Source organism: Sulfitobacter sp. PM12, assembly GCF_045586035.1.
Classification (GTDB): Bacteria; Pseudomonadota; Alphaproteobacteria; order Rhodobacterales; family Rhodobacteraceae; genus Sulfitobacter; species Sulfitobacter pontiacus.
This window is the reverse complement of record NZ_CP151529.1, coordinates 2,737,034-2,755,424: the sequence shown is the minus strand read 5'-3', so window position 1 is coordinate 2,755,424 and position 18,391 is coordinate 2,737,034. Positions and strand designations below refer to the sequence as shown.

The window sequence follows — 18,391 nt, the reverse complement described above, 5'->3', positions numbered from 1 at the left end:
GCTAGTCGAACGTCCCCGCAACGCGGCCCAGCAACATGAAGGCCCGCACGGTGCGCGTGTCGGTCAGTGCCGAGATGTCGGCGTCAGAGGCCTCGGCTTCAAAGGCGGCAAAGGCGCGGTCGAAACGGCGCAGGAAGTGATGCGCAGCATCGCGGAAGATCGGGTCTTGCTTCATGCGGGCACTGGTCAGCGCGAGCGAGGACCGGTCACGGATGCCGCCCAAAGCTGCGATCGGACGGCCTCGGGCCCCTTGGGCAAATTGGCGCCAGATTTCGGGGCGTGCACGGTCGGGGCGCAGGTCATCCATATAGATACCGTCCTGACTAAGCAGCGTCAGCACGTCCTGCGAGGCCTGCACCAGCTGGGATGCATTGCGGTCTTTCAACGCCTTGCGCAGCGCCGAAAAGCCTTCGGTATCCTCTGCCGTTTCGGGGAAATTCAGCGCGCGAATGAAATCTTCATGCGACAGCGGCGGGGTCATATCCGCGGCCGAGGTGCCAAGCGCCAGCGCGGGCTGGTCATCGACCACCGCAGGCTTGAGAGGCGCCAGGCGGGTGCTGGCGTCGCGGCGGCTTTGGAAGGTGGCCAGCGTGCTTTCGGTCTTGCGGGCGGCGGCGGCGATTTCATCCAGCTTGCGCGCGACGGTCGCGTCTGCGCCAAGGTTCTGCCCTTGCTGTTGCGCGATATACGCCTGCCGGATCGCGTCGATCGCGGCCTGCAAGCGTTTGCTTTCCTCGCGCATGACACGGCTGGCGCGGGCCGCTGTTGCGGCGACCCAGATCATGCCTACGGGCATGAAGATCGCCAGCATCGTCATCAGGAACCGCAAGCCGGCGCCGCCCGTATCAGGTTGCTGATCCGACGGCAGCATCAAGAAAAAGATCGCGGACCCCAGCAACCAAACAGCGCTTAGCGCTGCGGCGATGAGTTCAATGTTCGAGATCCCGCCGTCGTTCGGGCGCGAATAGACGCCAAAGGGGGTCGACCGCGCGGATTGGCGCGGCGCGTTCGGTTTCAGCTGCGGTTTGTCGGTCATCTCTTTGTCCCCGGCTTATGCGTAGACGATTTTGAGAACCTCATAGGATTTGTCCCCCCCGGGTGTCCGCACCTCGACGCTGTCGCCTTCTTCCTTGCCGATCAGGGCGCGGGCGATAGGGGATTTGATGTTCAGCAGGCCTTTTTCGATGTTGGCCTCGTATTCACCAACAATCTGGTAGGTCTTCTCTTCGTCGGTGTCCTCGTCCACGAGGGTCACGGTCGCGCCGAACTTGATCGCGCCGGACATCTTGGCCGGGTCAATCACATCCGCAAGGGAGATCACGCCTTCGAGCTCTTTGATGCGGCCTTCGATGAAGGACTGCTTTTCCTTGGCGGAATGGTATTCGGCGTTCTCGGACAGGTCACCGTGTTCGCGGGCTTCGGCGATGGCTTTGATGATGGCAGGGCGTTCAACCGACTTCAGATGCTTGAGTTCGGTTTCCAAAGCCGTGTGACCGGCGCGGGTCATGGGGATTTTTTCCATCAGGGGGCGTCCACGCAATGAGGGTCACAGCCCCCGAACTGTCGTCCGAGGGTGCAACCGATTTGAATTGATCCTTACCTGACCCAAACTGCCCCGCGATTGCAAGAGCAGAGTCAGCCCGTCCGCGGCAATCCGCGCTTAGTCATCGTATTGGACCAGCTCGTATTCAACACCGTCGTGATCGCGAAAATAGAAGCGCCGCCCGGGTTCGTAATCGGCGTGGTTCACCGGCGTGAACCCCTGCGCTTTGACCAAGGTTTCGGCGGCGTCCAGATCATCGACGGTCACCCCGATATGGTTCAGCGCGCCGGTGGTGTCATAGCTGCTGGTGCCCGTGGCCGGCGTCTTTTCCGGTGTGTAAAGCGCTACGTATGAGCTGTCGGTTCCGATGTGAATAGTATGCCCGCCCGCTATCGCATCGCCTTGCCAGCGGATACGCCAGCCAAAGATCTGCGCCATCCAGGCGGCGGTGGCTTGCGGGTCGGTTACGGTGATGTTTGCATGTTCCAATTGTGCTGGCATTGTCGGGTCTTCCTTCCGTGTTTGTGACGTTGACCCTATGGTGTGTAATTTCTAAACCTAACTTTAGGTCAAGGATTATTTCGGGGAATGTCTATGGCGGTGAATGACGGGTTGTCGATTGGCGCTTTGGCGCGGCGCACAGGCTTGGCGGTGTCCGCCATCCGCTATTACGAGGCGCAAGGGTTGATCAAACCGTGGCGCAACAGCGGCGGGCAGCGGCGGTTCGAGCGTGCCGATCTGAGGCGGCTGAGCTTTGTGATGATCGCGCAGCAATTCGGCTTTACCTTGCCGCAGATCAAGCAAGAGCTGGATCGCCTGCCGGATGGGCGCACACCCACCAAACAGGACTGGGCGCGTATCAGCCAGGCGTTTCGTACAACGCCGGACGACCGCATCGCGACGTTGACCCGCCTGCGTGACGACCTAGATGGATGTATCGGATGCGGATGCCTGAGCCTACAGGCCTGTGCGCTTTATAACCCTCAAGACCGTGCGGGAGAGAAAGGGCAGGGGCCGCGCTATCTGATGGGAGATCCGCGCAGCTAGCATTTTGCGATGCGAAACAATATTGCTGCACCTGCAACATTTAAGATGCAAACTGTCGTGGGTGCGCTAATTTACGCTGTGTTGCGATTGCAATAGCGACCGTGCTGGTTTAGCGAAATCCAAACCGTTTTCTGCCCGAAGAGGAGCCCCAAATGGCCGAAGTTGAACGCGAAGCAATGGAATATGACGTCGTTATCGTCGGTGCGGGCCCTGCCGGTCTGTCCGCCGCGATCCGTCTGAAACAACTCGACGCCGACTGCAATGTGGTCGTGCTGGAAAAGGGCTCTGAGGTGGGGGCGCATATCCTGTCGGGTGCGGTTCTGGACCCGATCGGTCTGGACGCCCTGATGCCCGACTGGAAAGAAAAAGGCGCGCCGATCAAGACCAAGGTCGAGGAAGACAACTTTTACATGCTGGGCGAGGCGGGTAAAATCCGGGTGCCGAACTTCCCCATGCCGCCGCTGATGAACAACCACGGGAACTACATCGTTTCCATGGCCAATGTCTGCCGCTGGATGGCAGAACAGGCCGAAGAGCTTGGGGTAGAGATTTTCCCAGGTATGGCGTGCTCAGAGCTTGTCTATGGCGACAATGGCGAGATCAAAGGCGTTGTGGCCGGTGAATTCGGCATCAGTGCCGATGGCACCAAGGGCGACGGCTATGAGCCCGGTATGGAACTGCACGGTAAATACGTCTTCCTGTCCGAAGGCGTGCGCGGCAGCCTGTCCAAGCAGGTGATTGCGAAATACGATCTGGACGCCGGAAAAGAGCCGCAGAAATACGGCCTTGGCATGAAAGAAATCTGGGAGATCGACCCCGCCAAGCACAAAGAGGGCACCGTGACCCACACGATGGGCTGGCCTTTGAACAGCAACGCGGGTGGCGGGTCGTTCATCTATCACATCGAAAACAACCAGGTGTACGTCGGTTTCGTTGTCCACCTTGGCTACAAAAACCCGCATGTGTTCCCCTACATGGAATTCCAGCGCTTCAAGCACCACCCGATGGTTGCCGAGCTGCTTAAAGGCGGCAAGCGCGTGGCCTACGGCGCACGCGCCATCACCGAAGGCGGCTACCAGTCGATGCCCAAGATGGTCGCACCCGGTGTGGCGTTGCTGGGCTGTTCGGTGGGCATGGTCAACGTGCCGCGCATCAAGGGCAACCACAACGCGATGCTGTCGGGCAAAGCTGCCGCTGAAGCGGCCTATGACGCGATCCAAGCGGGCCGCGCCGGTGACGAGCTGACCGCCTACGAGGAAGATGTCCGCAGCGGCGAGATCGGCAAAGACCTGAAAAAAGTGCGCAACGTCAAACCGTTGTGGAGCAAGTACGGCCTTGTGACCTCGCTCGCCGTGGGTGGGTTCGACATGTGGACCAATACTTTCGGCTTCTCGCTGCTGGGGACTCTGGGGCATGGTAAATCCGATGCTGAAGCGACCGAAAAGGCCGACAAGCACAAGAAGATCGATTACCCCAAGCCCGATGGCAAGCTCAGCTTTGACCGTCTGACCAACGTGGCGTTTTCATTCACCAACCACGACGAAAGCCAGCCCGCGCATTTGACGCTGAAGGACCCGTCGGTGCCGGTGAACATCAACCTGCCGGAATACGCTGGCCCCTCGGCGCGGTATTGCCCTGCGGGCGTGTATGAATTCGTCGAGGAAGACGGCAAGGATCCGCGCTTTGTCATCAACTTCCAGAACTGCGTGCACTGCAAGACCTGCGACATCAAGGATCCGACGCAGAATATCGTCTGGACCACGCCGCAGGGTGGGGATGGCCCGAACTATCCCAATATGTAAGCGTCGCTTACGGGCCTAACATGTAAGCGTCGCTTGCGGGCCTAATATGTAAGCGTCGCTTGCGGGCTTAACGTGTAGGCATCACTTACTGGATGAAATCGATCAAAGGCGTGCTGCGGCGCGCCTTTTTTCATGCAAGGTTCCGCCGATAGAGGATAAGCGGGATGTCCCTTTGGATAGGCGGCATTGCGCTTGGTCGTGAACCTGTTAGCCTTGCGCCAAATACAAATGAGGCGTGCCAGTATGATCCGTAACCTTCTGTTGACCGCAAGCGTTTTGGCGCTGACCGGAGCCGTTGCAATGCCCTTACAGGCGCAATCGGCGGCGGGGGCCTATCTTGCCGGTCGGCATGCTGCGGTGCGCAGCGATTTTGCGGAATCTGCCAAGTATTATGGCGAGGCGCTGGCGCTTGATCCCAAGAACCCCGAATTCCTTGAAAGCACGGTTCTGGCGCTGCTCTCTCTGGGGGATATCGACCGCGCCCTGCCTTTGGCGCGCATCATGGCCGCGTCGGACCAGCCCGGGCAGATCGCCTATCTGGTGACAACCGCTGGCATGGCGCAGGAAGAAAACTATGCGGGTCTGATCGAACAATCCGCCGACGAGGGCGGGATCGGCCCTTGGGTGGACGGTCTGGTCAAGGCTTGGGCGCATGTGGGCGTGGGCGACATGACCGCCGCCATCACCCAGTTCGACGATCTGAGCAAAGAAGCCAGCATGCAGGGGTTCGTGCTGTATCACAAGGCTTTGGCACTGGCGTCCGTCGGCGACTACGAAGGGGCGGAGGCGATCTTTGCTTCGAACCAGGCGGGATCGGCAGGGCAGACACGGCGCGGTGTGATCGCGCGGGCGGAAATCCTGGGCCAGCTCGGGCGAAATGAACAGGCGCTTGCGCTGCTGACCGATAGTTTCGGGGCCAGCAGCGACCCCGAACTTGACGGCTTGGTCGCCGCCTTGCAGGGGGAGGGGCAGGTCGCCTTTACCCAGATCCCCGATGCCAAGGCTGGCATTGCCGAAGTCTTCTTTACCTTCGCTGCCGTGTTGCGCAATGAAAGTGCCGGTGACTACTATGTGCTGCTTTATTCGCGCATCGCGCGTTACCTGCGCCCCGATCATATCGACGACCTGTTGCTGACCGCGGATCTGCTGGAAAACATCGGCCAGTACGAGCTGGCGATCGAGGAACTGCAGGACGTACCCGCCGACAACCCCGCCTATCACGCAGCCGAACTCGGGCGTGCGGCGGCGCTGCGACGGTCGAACAAACCGGAACAGGCGATCGAGGTTCTGCAACAGTTGACCCGCAGCCACGGCACATTGCCGTCGGTCCATTCCGCCTTGGGCGATGCGTTGCGGGCGCAGGACAACTTCAAGGCCGCAATCAAATCCTATGACCGCGCGATAGAGCTGACACCCGACAGCAATCCGCAACGCTGGGTGCTGTATTACGCCCGCGGCATTGCCGAAGAACGCTCTGGCAATGGCGAGGCATCCGAACGTGATTTTCGCGCCGCTCTCAAGATCAACCCGGATCAGCCTCAGGTGCTGAACTACCTCGGCTATTCGCTGGTGGAACAGGGGCGCAATTTGGACGAAGCGTTGAACATGATCGAACGCGCCGTCGCGGCGAGCCCTGAATCAGGCTATATCGTCGATTCACTGGGCTGGGTCTTGTACCGTTTGGGCCGCTACGAAGAGGCCGTCGACCAGATGGAAAGGGCCGTTGAACTGGTCGCCGTCGATCCGGTGGTCAACGATCACCTGGGTGACGTTTACTGGTCCGTTGGCCGTCAACGCGAGGCTGAATTCCAATGGCGTCGGGCGCTATCGTTTGTGGATCCAGAAGACAAAGACAGCGAGGCCGATCCCGACCGCATGCGCCGCAAGCTCGAGGTGGGGCTGGACGCGGTATTGGCCGAAGAAGGGGCCGAGCCGCTTAGCAAAGCCTCTGCCGAGAAATGACGACCCAAGCCGCTGCCCTCGGGGTTGCCAACGCGGGTTTCGCCTGGGCCAAGGTGAACCTGACCCTGCATGTCACTGGGCAGCGCAGCGATGGCTACCATCTGCTGGATAGTCTTGTGGTGCGCGCCGGCGTGGGCGACCGGATCGCGGTGTCTCCCTCTGACCAGCTTGAGCTGTTTATCGATGGTCCCTATGGCGGTGCCGCCCCCCATGATGACCGCAACCTCGTGGTGCGTGCGGCAAGGCTGCTGGACGCGGGCGCGGGCAGGGGGGCGCGGTTGCATCTGACGAAAAACCTCCCCGCCGCGGCAGGGATCGGCGGAGGATCAGCGGATGCGGCCACGGCGCTGCGCTTGCTCTCGGCGCATTGGGGGCTTCCGGTGCCCGAGGATGTGGCGCGACTGGGAGCCGATGTACCGGTTTGCCTGCATGACACCCCCCAGCGGATGGAGGGGATCGGCGAGCGATTGACGCCCGCGCCCAAGCTGCCGCCCTGCTGGCTGGTGCTGATCAACCCGAATAGATCCGCCGCCACGCCCGAGGTCTTCTCAAGGCTCGAGTCCCGCGCCAACGCGCCCATGCCCAAAGAGCTGCCCGCATTCACCAGCGCGCCTGCGTTCGCCGCCTGGCTGGCCACACAGCGCAACGACCTGGAGGCACCGGCGATCCAGGTGGTGCCAGAGGTGGCAGAGTGTCTGGGCAGCCTAAAGGACGCGCTGCTGGCGCGTATGTCGGGCTCTGGTGCGACCTGCTTTGGCCTTTACGAGACCGAGGCACTGGCGCAGCGCGCCGTCACGCGTATTGCTGCGGCACAGCCCGGTTGGTGGGTCACCGCCGCACCGATGCTGGGGTAGCTTCGACGCGCCCCAATGGGGGGCGATTAGCTAATACGCGCAACGACGTAGTCGGCCAGATCGCGCAGCATCTGCGTCAGCTCGTGGTCCGGCAGGGTGTTCAGCGCAGTCTTGGCCTGTTCCGCCCATGCCAGCGCCTCTGCCTTGGTTTCATCCAGAGTGCCATGTGCATTCAGCAGTGACACAGCGTGTTCAAGATCGCCGTCCTCCTGCTTGCCCTTCTCGATGGTGCGGGTCCAGAAGGCACGTTCGGCCGCGTCGCCTTTGGCGATCGCCTTGATCACGGGCAGGGTCAGCTTACGCTCGCGGAAGTCATCACCGATGTTCTTGCCGGTGGCATTCGGGTCGCCTTGGTAGTCAAGCAGATCGTCGACAATCTGGAACGCGATCCCCAAGGCATCACCATAGTCAAACAGGGCCTGAACCTGTGCGTCAGGGGCCGTGGCAATCACCCCGCCCACCTGCGTCGCCGCCGAAAACAGCGCCGCTGTCTTCCCGCGCACGACCTGTAGGTAGATGCCTTCATCCGTGGCCAGATTCTGCGCGGCGGTCAGTTGCAGTACCTCGCCCTCGGCAATCGTGGCGGAGGCATTGGCAAGGATCGCCAGTACGCGCATGTTATTCGTCTCGGTCATCAGCTGGAAGCTGCGCGCGAAAAGGTAATCGCCCACCAGCACCGAAGATTTGTTATCCCACAGCAAGTTGGCCGTCGGCCGCCCGCGACGCTGCGCGCTTTCATCGACCACATCGTCGTGCAGCAGGGTCGCGGTGTGAATGAATTCCACCGTAGCGGCAAGGTGCACGTGGTAGGGGCCGTCATAGCCGCACAGACGCGCCGCAGCGAGGGTCAGCATCGGGCGCAGCCGCTTGCCGCCTGCCTCTACCAGATGCGCCGTGACCTCGGGGATGCGCGGCGCATGTTCTGACGCCATGCGGTCGCGGATCAGATCGTTCACCGCGGTCATATCCGCGTTGAGATAGGCCGCCATCCGGTCATGTGGTTTCTGGGTGTTTTCGCTCGTCATTTACACGACCTTAATTGGAAGGCTCGACAATCAACGTCGATTGCCCTTACATCTCTGTTATGAAGGAACTTTTGCGCACAACCGATCCGACAATAATCGCCTTTGCCAGCGCCCTTCTTCAGGGCGAGGATATAGACTGCTTTCCGCTGGACGTAAACATGAGCGTGCTTGAAGGCGGGATCGGCATTTTCCCCCGCCGCTTGATGGTGCACGACGACGATCACTCCGCCGCAACGCGGGTGTTGCGCGACAACGACATCCCCACCGGGTTGCCCAAATAACCGCTGTGGACGTCTTTGACCCCGACGCGCTCACGCGGGATGCGTTTCTGGGCGGCAAACTGCATTTGTGGCAGCCGCGTAAAGGCTACCGTGCGGGCGTCGACCCTGTTTTATTGGCTGCAACGGTTCCGGCGCAGGCCGGTCAGCGCGTGCTAGAGCTGGGCTGCGGGGTAGGGGCGGCGTCGCTTTGTCTGGGCGCGCGGGTGCCGGGCTTGCAGCTGACGGGGGTCGAGATCCAGCCTGCCTATGCCGCGCTTGCACGGCGCAATAATCCAGCATTTGAAGTGGTCGAGGCCGACATTGATGCTATGCCGCTGGCCCTGCGGCAGCGACAATTTGACCACGTTCTTGCCAACCCGCCGTATTTTGATCGCCACGCCTCTGTCGCGGCGACCAACAGCGGTCGTGAAACCGCCCTGGGTGAAGCGACCCCTTTGGAAACCTGGGTCAAGATCGCGGCCAAACGCCTTGCCCCGAAAGGACAGGCGCATTTTATCCATCGGGCGCAACGCCTGCCCGATCTGATCCGCGCGCTACCCCATGATATGGGCAGCATAGAGGTGCTGCCGATCGCACCGCGCATTGGTCGCATGGCTGAACTGGTCATCCTGCGTGCGCGCAAAAGCGGGCGGGGGGCGTTTCGCTTGAACGCGCCCCTTATCATGCACGAAGGCGCACAACATTTGAGCGACGGCGACAGCTATGTGCCCGAAATACGAGCGGTCCTGCGCGAGGGCGCAGCGCTGCCATTCTAAGCAGCCTCTCGCCGATATCTCAACTTGTCGATAGTTTTGCTGCGCTGCCGCGTGACAGGTGGAATATTTCGTGCTTCAATCATTCTACGCAACATAACCTAAGGAGAGTTACATGGCTTTTGACGCACATCTGGATGCTCTGAAACGGAAGCATTTGGCAATGAGTGACGCTGTAGAACAGGCCCAACGATCGCCGAGTATGGACGGGCTAAAGGTTGCGAATATGAAGAAGGAAAAGCTGCGCTTGAAAGAGGAAATTACCCGGCTTTCCGCCTGATAGATTTCAATTCCGTTGGCGTGCCCATTGGTGGGCCGCCGACAAAAAGGCCAGCGCGAAATGCGCTGGCCTTTTGCGTTCAGGTAGGCCGTTTAGACCAGATGCTGTGCACCATTCGCGGTGATCGTGGACCCGTTGATAAAGCCCGCGTCATCACTGACTAGGAATACAACCGCGCGGGCGATTTCTTCGGGTTCGCCCAAGCGGCCGGTCGGGATTTGCGCCACGATAGAGTCGCGCACCTTCTCGGGCACCGCCATCACCATATCCGTCGCGATATAGCCGGGGCAGATCGCATTCGCGGTAATATTGGCACGCGCGCCTTCCTGCGCGAGTGACTTCACAATGCCCAGATCGCCTGCTTTGGTCGCGGCATAATTCACCTGGGCGAACTGACCTTTCTGCCCGTTGATCGAGCTGATGACGACGATGCGACCGAATTTTCGTTCGCGCATGCCAGGCCAAACCGGGTGGATCGTATTGAAAACACCCGTCAAATTGGTGCCAACCACTTCGTTCCACTGGTCGGGCGTCATCTTGTGGAAAGGCGCGTCGCGGGTGATGCCTGCGTTTGCTACGACCACGTCGATCGGGCCTAAATCTTCTTCGACTTTGGCAATCCCGGCTTTGGAGTCGTCATAGTCGGCGACGTTCCACTTGTAGGTTTTGATGCCCGTGGTTTCTGCAAACTGCGCGGCTGCCTCGTCGTTCCCGGCATATGTTGCCGCGACGGTGTATCCGGCGTCTTTCAAAGCTGTGGAAATAGCCGCCCCGATCCCGCGGCTTCCCCCTGTTACAAGTGCAACACGTGACATAAATCTCTCCCCTTAAGGCAATGTTGTTTCGTTTGCCTTGTTAATTTCGTAATTTAATTACGTGGGGAATTTGTAGTCAGGCTTGAAATTCATTGCAACAGTTTACGCAGGGAAAAAGCAGATGTTTTTCGCGTGGCGCGCGTTCTTGCCGAACACGCGCCACGCTTGATCGATTATCCAGCGTTATGGGCGCTCAAGACACATGGCCACGCCCATACCACCGCCGATACACAGGGTCGCGAGGCCTTTTTTCGCGCCGCGTCGCTGCATCTCGAACAAAAGCGTGTTCAGGATGCGCGCGCCGGAGGCACCGATGGGGTGGCCGATTGCGATGGCACCGCCGTTCACGTTCACGATCGATGGATCCCACCCCATGTCCTTGTTGACCGCGCAGGCCTGCGCCGCGAACGCTTCGTTGGCTTCGACAAGGTCCAGATCCTCGGCCTTCCAACCCGCTTTCTCAAGCGCTTTACGCGATGCATAGATCGGGCCAGCACCCATGATCGTCGGGTCCAGGCCAACGGTCGCATAGGACGCGATGCGCGCCAAAGGTGTGATGCCGCGCTTTTCGGCGTTGTCCGCGGACATCAGCAATGCGCCAGCGGCCCCGTCGTTCAGGCCGGACGCATTGGCTGCTGTGACGGAACCGTCTTTGGTGAAGGCGGGGCGCAGTTTCTGCATCGCTTCCATCGTGGCACCGTGGCGGATGTATTCATCTTGATCGACAACCACCTCGCCCTTGCGGGTTTTGACGGTGAAAGGCACGATTTCGTCCTGGAATTTACCGGCCTTCTGGGCGGCTTCGGCTTTGTTCTGCGAGGCCACCGCGAATGCGTCTTGGGCGTCGCGGCTGATGTCCCATTTCGCGGCAACGTTTTCAGCTGTTTGGCCCATATGGTAACCGTGGAACGCATCCCACAGGCCGTCGCGGATCATCGTATCGATAAGTTGCATGTCGCCCATTTTCTGGCCCGGACGCAGATTTTGTGCGTGGGGGCTCATCGACATGTTTTCCTGACCGCCGGCTGCCACAATATCGGCGTCGCCCAATTGGATGTGCTGCGCTGCCAAAGCGACCGCGCGTAGACCAGAGCCGCAGACCTGGTTGATCGACCATGCAGCACTTTCGATGGGCAGACCCGCATTCACATGTGCCTGACGGGCAGGGTTTTGCCCCTGAGCAGCGGTCAGAACCTGACCCAGAATTGTTTCATTGACCTCGGAAGGGTCGATGCCTGCACGTGCGACGATCTCTTTCAGTACCGCGGCGCCCAGATCGTGCGCGGGTGTATTTGCAAAGGATCCGCTGAAGCTGCCGACAGGCGTGCGCGCTGCGGATGCGATGACAACGTTGGTCATATGTGTTCTTCCCCTGAACTACTGACGTGGGGTAATATAATACGGCGTTTCCCCGTTCCCCCGTCTTCTATAGTTTGGACATATCCCATTGCTGCACATGCGGCAATCGCGCCATGTTCGCTTACGCATTTTTGCGCTCTTCCGGCGTGCTCTGCCAGTAGGGTTGGGTGGTTGGTGCGCCATACAGAAAGCCCTGTTGGCAATCGACCCCAAGCGCGAGAAGCAGGGATGCATCGTCTTGATTTTCCACCTGTTCGGCGACGGTTATCATGTCGAAGTTGCGCGCGATCGACACCATGATCGACACGATTGCACGATTGTCGGGGTGGTCGCTTACGCCGCGGGCGAACTGCCCGTCGATCTTCAGAATGTCAAAGAACATCTCTTTCAAATAGCGGATGGCGATGTAGTCAGAGCCAAAGTTATCCAATGCAAAGCAAACGCCCCGTGTCTGGAGCTGGTCCATAAAGCTGGCGACAAGTTCGGGCATTTGCATCGCCGATTTTTCGCTAATTTCCAGGATGAGACGTTCGCCAATGGTACCGTCGCGCGACAGCCACCGGTTCAAAAGGGTCGTCCATCCCGCATACCCGATAGAGCGCGCAGACATGTTGATGGAAAGGCGTAACCCTTTGTTTTCGCTCAGCGCGGCAAGCCCCGCATTGAGCGATAGCACATCAATCTCGCGGCCAAGCTGGGTCTTCTCGACCACGGGCATGAATTCGCGGGCGGGGATGACGCGACCGGTGGGATCCAGAATGCGAATAAACCCCTCGTAAAAGGCGATTTTGGGGTCGTCCGCGTCCCGCATGACAGGCTGGTATGCCATCAATGTCTGATTATGCGCGACAGCAGCCCTGACCATGGCCAATGTGCTGCCGTCGCGTTGGGTCAGCGCGTAGTCGAGCGGGTTTTTCGTTCCCTCGGGCAGATCGGCAAGCGGGTGTGGTGATATATCTTCCAAAGTGGCGCTTCCATTTATCGCTGTACTCATGTCACCTTGGCGCGGAAACTTGTAACGCCGGGTTAACGCGGCAATGCAGTACAAATTTTAGCCATCCGGCTAGATCCGTCGGAGAAGGGGATGTGGATGCAGCGGTGTGACTGGGCTGGGCCAGAGCAAATTTATCTGGATTATCATGACACTGACTGGGGTGTGCCGGAGTATGACAGCCGCGCGCTTTGGGAAAAACTGATCCTTGATGGCTTTCAGGCAGGGCTGAGTTGGATCACGATACTTAAAAAGCGAGAGAATTTCCGCGAGGCTTTTGCCGGTTTTGACCCTAATGTCATCGCCACATGGGGTGACGCCGAGGTTGAACGCTTGCTCGCCAACCCCGGCATTATCCGCCACCGCGGAAAGATCGAGGCGGCGATTACAAATGCACGCGTTTGGCAAGAGATTGAAAAGAAGGAGGGATTTGATCGGTATTTATGGAAATACGTGGGGTTCGAGCCACTGCAAAACCGGTTTGAGCGTCAGTCGGATGTTCCCGCATGGACGCCGCTTTCAAAGCAGATATCGGCTGACTTGAAAAAACGGGGGTTTAAGTTCTGCGGCCCGACAATCGTCTATGCGTTCATGGAGGCTGTGGGCATGGTGAATGACCATTTGACGTGCTGTCCCCGTCATCAGGCTGTGGCGCAAAGGCCCAAACATGACTGGGACGCTGGCTAGGTCACTTTGACCATGTTAGGCGGTAACGGAACTTAGGCGCTTTGCGAGTTGGTCAAGCATCACAATCGTGTCGCCGCTGGTCGAGAATGCCTTGGTGCGGCAGTAGTCGACGTTGACCACGATATCGCGATGACATGCTGCCTCTGGCGAGGTCTGGACCGCGTTCTTTACCACGTCAGCGATGTTGAGCGTGGATTGCGTTTTAAGCGCGGGCGAGAGCGCGGCGAAGGTGCCGTTTGATCGATATGTCACGATAAGGTTCAGGCTGCTGAGCGCATCGGTCAACCTGCGTGCCAATCCGACAGAAAACTCGACGCGCTGGTCTTGCGGAACCTGCGCAAGCACATCCGCAAAGTTCTGCAGCACGATCACAGCGATCTGCATGCCGCCACCAAACTCGGATTGCATGCGCATAATGCAGTTTTCAAAGGCGTCCTGCGGGACAAGGCCGCTCTCGGAAAGCTCGGAGGGCGACATCGGACGGTCGAGCGCGAGCTCTTTCAGAACGTCGAAATTCTCTTGGTTGGGGGATTCATGCGGGCGTTTCAGGTGCCGGACAAATTCGGCGTTGCGCATTTCTGCACCATGAATGCGTGCCTCAAGGTCGAAGAACTCGAACGGTTTGATGATATAGTCCCACGCGCCCGCCACAAAGGATTTCGCGATGCTTTCGCTGTTCTTCACGCCGGTGAGCATGATGATGGGCACAAATTCGTACCCGTCGATTTGTCGGATGTGGGGGATCAGCTCTACGCCGGACATTTCCGGCATCTGGATGTCGAGCAGGAGGCAGTCGAAAACAACAGGCGCGCTATGGATGATTTCAAGCGCTTCCTTGCCGGAGGCGGCCGTGCGGACATATTCGTGATCTTGCGTCCGAAGATATTCTTCTAGCAAATTGCGCAGATCTTGATTGTCCTCGACGGCCAAGATTCTCATGCGCGTGGTCTTTCGACGCTATGCACCACAACTGCATTACGAGTTCCGATGAAGTGCATTGGATGCCAACGGTATCCGCCGCGATAGCCCATGTTATGCGTCACACTAGCCCCCTCAAACCGTTCAACACCTTGATGCTGCGTGACAATCGTTAACTTTTCAACTTAATAGTGCTCGCTTTAACCTTTTGTTAACGATTTTGGCGATTTTAAGGCAACGTTCAGCGGGTCACATGACGTAGGGCGGCGGAGCGTTCATCGAAATGCGCATTTTCACGGACTTCCCGGCCGCTGCTGCCTAATAAGCTACGATTTGAGGCTAATTGGGCCAAGTTCGTGCATTGACTCCAACCCGCAGCACCGTATAAGCGCCGCTTGATTGGTGTTGGTGGACCCCGCAAGGGGAACCCTGTCAGGCTTCGGCCAGAGGACAACGCCCTTTACCGCCCGTCGCAATCCTGCGGGGGCCTCAAAAAGGAGAACAGCCGTGACTAAGCGTACAGCTGCCAAGCACAAAATTGACCGCCGTATGGGCGAAAACATCTGGGGCCGTCCTAAGTCCCCAGTGAACCGTCGTGAATACGGCCCCGGCCAGCACGGTCAGCGCCGCAAGGGCAAAATGTCCGACTTCGGCATTCAGCTGCGCGCCAAGCAGAAGCTGAAAGGCTACTACGGCGATCTGACCGAAAAGCAATTTCGCCGCATCTACGGCGAAGCCGAGCGTGTAAAAGGTGACACAGGTGAAAACCTGATCGGTCTGCTGGAGCGTCGCCTGGACGCCGTTGTATACCGCGCCAAATTCGTCGCGACCGTTTTCGCTGCGCGCCAGTTCGTGAACCACGGCCACGTCAAAGTGAACGGCAAGAAGGTTAACATTCCTTCCTACCGCGTCAAAGAAGGCGACGTGATCGAAGTGCGTGACCGTTCCAAGCAAATGGTTGCCCTGCTCGAAGCGACGCAACTGGCAGAGCGTGACGTGCCTGACTACATCGAGGCGGATCACTCCAAGATGACAGCGACATTCGTGCGCACCCCCGCTTTGGGCGACGTGCCATACCCTGTCATGATGGAACCGAACCTCGTGGTCGAATTCTACGCCAAGAACTAAGGTTCCTCGCATATCAATGCCGAAGGGGCCACGCTGGAAAGACCGGCGTGGCCCTTTTTGCGTTTGGTGACGCGCCTTTAGCGCGGGGCCATATGACGCTGGGACAAGATCGTAGTGGCGCTGGCGACGGCGCGCGTTTATGGTCCGCCCGACAGGAGACATGACAGATGACAACCGCTATTCGCCCGCAACCCGGCATTATGGACATCGCGCTGTATCAAGGCGGGGCGTCCCATGTGGCGGGGCTTGATAATGTGATCAAGCTCAGCTCGAACGAGAACCCGCTTGGCCCGTCCGACGCGGCCGTCAAAGCGTTCCGCGATGCGTCCTATGATCTGCATCGCTATCCGTCCTCTGATCATACCGCGCTGCGTCAGGCGATCGCGCAGGTGCACGGGCTGGACGCTGACCGCATTATTTGCGGGGCCGGCTCGGACGAGATCATCGCCTTTTTGTGCCAAGCGTTCTCGGGCGAGGGGACAGAGGTGCTGCACACGGTGCACGGCTTTGGCATGTACCGGATCTCCGCGCTGGCCAACGGGGCGACCCCGGTCGAGGTGCCCGAAAACGAACGGGTCACGGATGTGGATGCGCTGCTCGCGGGCTGCACCGACAAAACGCGGCTGGTGTTCATTGCGAACCCGAACAACCCCACCGGCACCATGATCGGGCTGAGCGACATTGAACGTCTGGCCGCCGGTATCCCCAAACAGGCAATTCTGGTGCTCGACGGGGCCTATGCCGAATATGTCGAAGGCTATGACGGCGGCGCGGCTTTGGTCGATAGCCACGATAATATCGTGATGACGCGGACGTTCTCCAAGCTGTACGGTCTGGGCGGGCTGCGGATCGGTTGGGGCTATGCTCCGGCGCATATTATCGACGTGCTGAATCGTGTGCGCGGGCCGTTCAACCTGTCGCAGGCCGCGCTGAATGCCGCGACGGCGGCGATCAAGGATACCGGCTACGCCGCCCATTGCCGGAGCGAGAACGCCAAATGGCGCAGTTGGATGGCTGATGCGCTGGCAGAGATCGGCGTGCCGTCTGATGTGTCTTGCGCGAACTTCATCCTCGCACGGTTCAAGTCGCAGGACGAGGCCGAGGCCTGTGATGAATACCTCAAGACCCAAGGATTGATCGTGCGGCGCGTGGCGGGCTACCAGCTGCCGACCTGCTTGCGGATCACCGTGGGCGATGAAAGCGCATGCCGCCGCGTGGTGCATGCGATCCGACAGTTTAAAGGCGACTGATATGCCCGTAATTTATGAGAAAGTCGCGCTGATCGGCTTGGGGCTGATCGCCTCTTCGATGTTCTGGGCGATGAAGCGCGGCGGGCTTGCGGGCCATGTGTCGGGCTTTGCACGCAGCGCCGAAACCCGCGACACCGCCCGCGAGATTGGCCTGTGCGACGAGGTCTGCGATTCCATTGCCAAGACGGTGAAAGACGCGGATCTGGTGGTGCTTTGTGTGCCCGTCGGCGTCATGGGGTCGGTCGCGGCCGAGATGGCCGGGCATCTCAAACCCGGCTGCACGGTGACGGATGTGGGGTCGGTCAAGGCGGATGTGATCGCGCAAGTGGGCCCACTGCTGCCCGACGGGGTGCATTTCATCCCCGCACACCCTTTGGCGGGGACCGAACACTCCGGTCCACGCAGCGGCTTTGCAGAGCTTTTTGACAACCGCTGGTGCCTGCTGGTGCCTGTGCCCGACACCAACGCCAATGCGATCTCGCGGTTGCGGAACCTCTGGGATGGTATGGGTGCCAATGTCGAGGAAATGGATGCGGAGCATCACGATCTGGTGCTTGCGGTGACCAGCCATGCGCCGCACTTGATCGCGTATACGATGGTGGGCGTGGCCGATGATCTGCGCCGTGTGACCGATAGCGAAGTGATCAAATATTCCGCCGCGGGTTTTCGCGACTTTACCCGCATCGCGGCAAGCGATCCGACCATGTGGCGCGATGTTTTCCTGACCAACAAGGAGGCCACGCTCGAGATTCTGGGCCGCTTTACCGAAGAGCTTTTCGCCTTGCAGCGCGCGATCCGTATGGGGGATGGCGATCATCTGCATGATTACTTCACCCGTACCCGCGCGATCCGTCGCGGGATTATCGAAGCGGGGCAGGACACGGACGCGCCGAACTTTGGTCGCCAACCCGGCAATAAATGATCCGGGCGGCGCTGATATACGCGCTGCTTTCCGGTGCCGCACTGGCCGGCCCCGATACCTCTTTGCGCCCGCCGGCAGTGGCCGGGGGTGCTGCGCTGACACCCCAAGGGTCGATTGCCACGCCGCCGCGCAATGCGGGGGCCAAACGCGCGATAGCGGCCACGGGCGGGATCGCCTACTCGCTACGGCCCAGCCTGCGCAGCCGTAAGGCAGAGCAAGCGGCCAAGGCCAAGCGCCGCCTGCTGGCCAAGGGCGCTGTATGCGGGGATATTTCCATTCAGGGCAAGGCGATCGGACGGGTGAAACCCAAGCTCAAGGGCTGCGGCGTCAGCGATGCGGTGCAGATCCAGTCGGTGTCGGGCGTGCGGTTGAGCCAAGCGGCGGTGATGGATTGCAAGACTGCCAAAGCATTGAAAACATGGATTGATCAATCGGCAAAGCCCGCTTTTGCCGGTCAGGGTGGCCTGCGAGGGCTACGTGTCGCCGCCCATTACGCCTGCCGGACGCGCAACAACCAGCCGGGTGGCAAGATATCAGAACACGGGCGCGGGCGGGCGATCGATATCTCGGGTTTCCAGATGCACAGCGGAGCCGAGGTCAGTGTGTTGAAGGGCTGGAATGCCCCCGCCAGCCGTAAGGCCATGCGTCGGGTGCACAAGGGGGCCTGCGGGCCGTTTGGCACCGTGCTTGGCCCGAAAGCGAACCGCTTCCATCTGGATCACTTTCATTTCGACACGGCGCGGTATCGCAAGGGGACCTATTGCCGTTGATTTAA

The 18,391-nt window shown here is 59.7% G+C and carries 20 protein-coding genes; 12 read left to right on the top strand and 8 right to left on the bottom strand.

From position 1 onward, the window contains the following. Position 1 precedes the first annotated feature (1 nt). The 3 genes from AADW22_RS13495 to AADW22_RS13485 form a co-directional block, all read right to left on the bottom strand. A complete protein-coding gene (locus tag AADW22_RS13495) occupies positions 2 to 1,036 on the bottom strand; it encodes a hypothetical protein (RefSeq protein WP_407473903.1) in 1,035 nt (344 codons plus the stop codon). A 15-nt stretch (positions 1,037 to 1,051) separates the two neighbouring features. Next, on the bottom strand, positions 1,052 to 1,522 hold the full coding sequence (gene greA / locus AADW22_RS13490) for a transcription elongation factor GreA (RefSeq protein WP_005849618.1): 471 nt from the start codon (positions 1,520 to 1,522) through the stop codon (positions 1,052 to 1,054). Between the two features lie 138 nt (positions 1,523 to 1,660). Beyond that, positions 1,661 to 2,044, bottom strand: a complete 384-nt coding sequence (locus tag AADW22_RS13485; RefSeq protein ID WP_009825226.1) for a VOC family protein — start codon at positions 2,042 to 2,044, stop codon at positions 1,661 to 1,663. Between the two features lie 93 nt (positions 2,045 to 2,137). On the opposite strand from AADW22_RS13485, the gene soxR reads away from it, so the two are divergent. From soxR to AADW22_RS13465, 4 genes are all read left to right on the top strand, one after another. Then, the gene (gene soxR / locus AADW22_RS13480; protein ID WP_407473902.1) at positions 2,138 to 2,590 is read left to right on the top strand and encodes a redox-sensitive transcriptional activator SoxR; all 453 of its coding nucleotides are present in this window, start codon (positions 2,138 to 2,140) and stop codon (positions 2,588 to 2,590) included. A 152-nt stretch (positions 2,591 to 2,742) separates the two neighbouring features. Next, positions 2,743 to 4,392, top strand: a complete 1,650-nt coding sequence (locus AADW22_RS13475; protein ID WP_005849615.1) for an electron transfer flavoprotein-ubiquinone oxidoreductase — start codon at positions 2,743 to 2,745, stop codon at positions 4,390 to 4,392. A 243-nt stretch (positions 4,393 to 4,635) separates the two neighbouring features. Then, positions 4,636 to 6,354 carry a tetratricopeptide repeat protein gene (locus AADW22_RS13470; RefSeq protein ID WP_407473901.1) on the top strand — a complete coding sequence of 573 codons (1,719 nt, stop codon included), beginning with the start codon at positions 4,636 to 4,638 and terminating at the stop codon, positions 6,352 to 6,354. Continuing rightward, a complete protein-coding gene (locus tag AADW22_RS13465; RefSeq protein ID WP_407473900.1) occupies positions 6,351 to 7,208 on the top strand; it encodes a 4-(cytidine 5'-diphospho)-2-C-methyl-D-erythritol kinase in 858 nt (285 codons plus the stop codon). The genes AADW22_RS13470 and AADW22_RS13465 overlap by 4 nt, the downstream gene beginning before the upstream one ends. Positions 7,209 to 7,234: 26 nt before the next feature. Here the strand turns inward: AADW22_RS13465 and AADW22_RS13460 are convergent, their stop codons facing one another. Continuing rightward, a complete protein-coding gene (locus AADW22_RS13460) occupies positions 7,235 to 8,233 on the bottom strand; it encodes a polyprenyl synthetase family protein (protein ID WP_407473899.1) in 999 nt (332 codons plus the stop codon). Between the two features lie 59 nt (positions 8,234 to 8,292). On the opposite strand from AADW22_RS13460, the gene AADW22_RS13455 reads away from it, so the two are divergent. From AADW22_RS13455 to AADW22_RS13445, 3 genes are all read left to right on the top strand, one after another. Beyond that, the gene (locus tag AADW22_RS13455) at positions 8,293 to 8,514 is read left to right on the top strand and encodes a DUF2007 domain-containing protein (protein WP_009825221.1); all 222 of its coding nucleotides are present in this window, start codon (positions 8,293 to 8,295) and stop codon (positions 8,512 to 8,514) included. A gap of 5 nt (positions 8,515 to 8,519) precedes the next feature. After that, entirely contained in the window at positions 8,520 to 9,269 is a 750-nt protein-coding gene (locus AADW22_RS13450) for a tRNA1(Val) (adenine(37)-N6)-methyltransferase (protein WP_407473898.1), read from the top strand. A 112-nt stretch (positions 9,270 to 9,381) separates the two neighbouring features. Next, the gene (locus AADW22_RS13445; protein WP_005849604.1) at positions 9,382 to 9,546 is read left to right on the top strand and encodes a YdcH family protein; all 165 of its coding nucleotides are present in this window, start codon (positions 9,382 to 9,384) and stop codon (positions 9,544 to 9,546) included. A gap of 92 nt (positions 9,547 to 9,638) precedes the next feature. Here AADW22_RS13445 and phbB read toward each other — a convergent pair whose 3' ends face one another. The 3 genes from phbB to AADW22_RS13430 all read right to left on the bottom strand — a co-directional run bounded on the left by phbB (position 9,639) and on the right by AADW22_RS13430 (position 12,684). Next, positions 9,639 to 10,361, bottom strand: coding sequence for an acetoacetyl-CoA reductase (gene phbB / locus AADW22_RS13440; protein ID WP_407473897.1), 723 nt, complete (start codon positions 10,359 to 10,361; stop codon positions 9,639 to 9,641). Between the two features lie 183 nt (positions 10,362 to 10,544). Continuing rightward, entirely contained in the window at positions 10,545 to 11,720 is a 1,176-nt protein-coding gene (locus tag AADW22_RS13435) for an acetyl-CoA C-acetyltransferase (RefSeq protein WP_005849602.1), read from the bottom strand. A 121-nt stretch (positions 11,721 to 11,841) separates the two neighbouring features. Next, positions 11,842 to 12,684 carry an EAL domain-containing protein gene (locus AADW22_RS13430; protein WP_037966077.1) on the bottom strand — a complete coding sequence of 281 codons (843 nt, stop codon included), beginning with the start codon at positions 12,682 to 12,684 and terminating at the stop codon, positions 11,842 to 11,844. Positions 12,685 to 12,810: 126 nt separating this feature from the next. On the opposite strand from AADW22_RS13430, the gene AADW22_RS13425 reads away from it, so the two are divergent. Then, entirely contained in the window at positions 12,811 to 13,398 is a 588-nt protein-coding gene (locus AADW22_RS13425; RefSeq protein WP_289083938.1) for a DNA-3-methyladenine glycosylase I, read from the top strand. A 15-nt stretch (positions 13,399 to 13,413) separates the two neighbouring features. Here the strand turns inward: AADW22_RS13425 and AADW22_RS13420 are convergent, their stop codons facing one another. Further along, on the bottom strand, positions 13,414 to 14,337 hold the full coding sequence (locus tag AADW22_RS13420) for a PleD family two-component system response regulator (protein WP_407473896.1): 924 nt from the start codon (positions 14,335 to 14,337) through the stop codon (positions 13,414 to 13,416). A 486-nt stretch (positions 14,338 to 14,823) separates the two neighbouring features. On the opposite strand from AADW22_RS13420, the gene rpsD reads away from it, so the two are divergent. The 4 genes from rpsD (at position 14,824) to AADW22_RS13400 (ending at position 18,386) form a co-directional block, all read left to right on the top strand. Then, positions 14,824 to 15,444: a 30S ribosomal protein S4 gene (gene rpsD, locus AADW22_RS13415; protein ID WP_005849596.1), complete on the top strand. Its 621-nt coding sequence runs from the start codon at positions 14,824 to 14,826 to the stop codon at positions 15,442 to 15,444. A 167-nt stretch (positions 15,445 to 15,611) separates the two neighbouring features. Continuing rightward, positions 15,612 to 16,694: a histidinol-phosphate transaminase gene (gene hisC / locus AADW22_RS13410; protein WP_407473895.1), complete on the top strand. Its 1,083-nt coding sequence runs from the start codon at positions 15,612 to 15,614 to the stop codon at positions 16,692 to 16,694. 1 nt (position 16,695) lies between these two features. Further along, positions 16,696 to 17,616: a prephenate/arogenate dehydrogenase family protein gene (locus tag AADW22_RS13405; RefSeq protein ID WP_005849593.1), complete on the top strand. Its 921-nt coding sequence runs from the start codon at positions 16,696 to 16,698 to the stop codon at positions 17,614 to 17,616. Then, positions 17,613 to 18,386 (top strand): extensin family protein, encoded by a 774-nt coding sequence (locus AADW22_RS13400; protein WP_407473894.1) that lies wholly within the window; start codon positions 17,613 to 17,615, stop codon positions 18,384 to 18,386. Before AADW22_RS13405 ends, AADW22_RS13400 begins: the two co-directional genes overlap by 4 nt. Positions 18,387 to 18,391 lie beyond the last annotated feature (5 nt).

Excerpts from the sequence above, each read along its gene's own strand:
- AADW22_RS13495 (WP_407473903.1), bottom strand. The coding sequence starts at position 1,036 with ATGACCGACAAACCGCAGCTGAAACCGAACGCGCCGCGCCAATCCGCG.
- greA (WP_005849618.1), bottom strand. The coding sequence starts at position 1,522 with ATGGAAAAAATCCCCATGACCCGCGCCGGTCACACGGCTTTGGAAACC.
- AADW22_RS13485 (WP_009825226.1), bottom strand. The coding sequence starts at position 2,044 with ATGCCAGCACAATTGGAACATGCAAACATCACCGTAACCGACCCGCAA.
- soxR (WP_407473902.1), top strand. The coding sequence starts at position 2,138 with ATGGCGGTGAATGACGGGTTGTCGATTGGCGCTTTGGCGCGGCGCACA.
- AADW22_RS13475 (WP_005849615.1), top strand. The coding sequence starts at position 2,743 with ATGGCCGAAGTTGAACGCGAAGCAATGGAATATGACGTCGTTATCGTC.
- AADW22_RS13470 (WP_407473901.1), top strand. The coding sequence starts at position 4,636 with ATGATCCGTAACCTTCTGTTGACCGCAAGCGTTTTGGCGCTGACCGGA.
- AADW22_RS13465 (WP_407473900.1), top strand. The coding sequence starts at position 6,351 with ATGACGACCCAAGCCGCTGCCCTCGGGGTTGCCAACGCGGGTTTCGCC.
- AADW22_RS13460 (WP_407473899.1), bottom strand. The coding sequence starts at position 8,233 with ATGACGAGCGAAAACACCCAGAAACCACATGACCGGATGGCGGCCTAT.
- AADW22_RS13455 (WP_009825221.1), top strand. The coding sequence starts at position 8,293 with ATGAAGGAACTTTTGCGCACAACCGATCCGACAATAATCGCCTTTGCC.
- AADW22_RS13445 (WP_005849604.1), top strand. The coding sequence starts at position 9,382 with ATGGCTTTTGACGCACATCTGGATGCTCTGAAACGGAAGCATTTGGCA.
- phbB (WP_407473897.1), bottom strand. The coding sequence starts at position 10,361 with ATGTCACGTGTTGCACTTGTAACAGGGGGAAGCCGCGGGATCGGGGCG.
- AADW22_RS13435 (WP_005849602.1), bottom strand. The coding sequence starts at position 11,720 with ATGACCAACGTTGTCATCGCATCCGCAGCGCGCACGCCTGTCGGCAGC.
- AADW22_RS13425 (WP_289083938.1), top strand. The coding sequence starts at position 12,811 with ATGCAGCGGTGTGACTGGGCTGGGCCAGAGCAAATTTATCTGGATTAT.
- AADW22_RS13420 (WP_407473896.1), bottom strand. The coding sequence starts at position 14,337 with ATGAGAATCTTGGCCGTCGAGGACAATCAAGATCTGCGCAATTTGCTA.
- hisC (WP_407473895.1), top strand. The coding sequence starts at position 15,612 with ATGACAACCGCTATTCGCCCGCAACCCGGCATTATGGACATCGCGCTG.
- AADW22_RS13405 (WP_005849593.1), top strand. The coding sequence starts at position 16,696 with ATGCCCGTAATTTATGAGAAAGTCGCGCTGATCGGCTTGGGGCTGATC.
- AADW22_RS13400 (WP_407473894.1), top strand. The coding sequence starts at position 17,613 with ATGATCCGGGCGGCGCTGATATACGCGCTGCTTTCCGGTGCCGCACTG.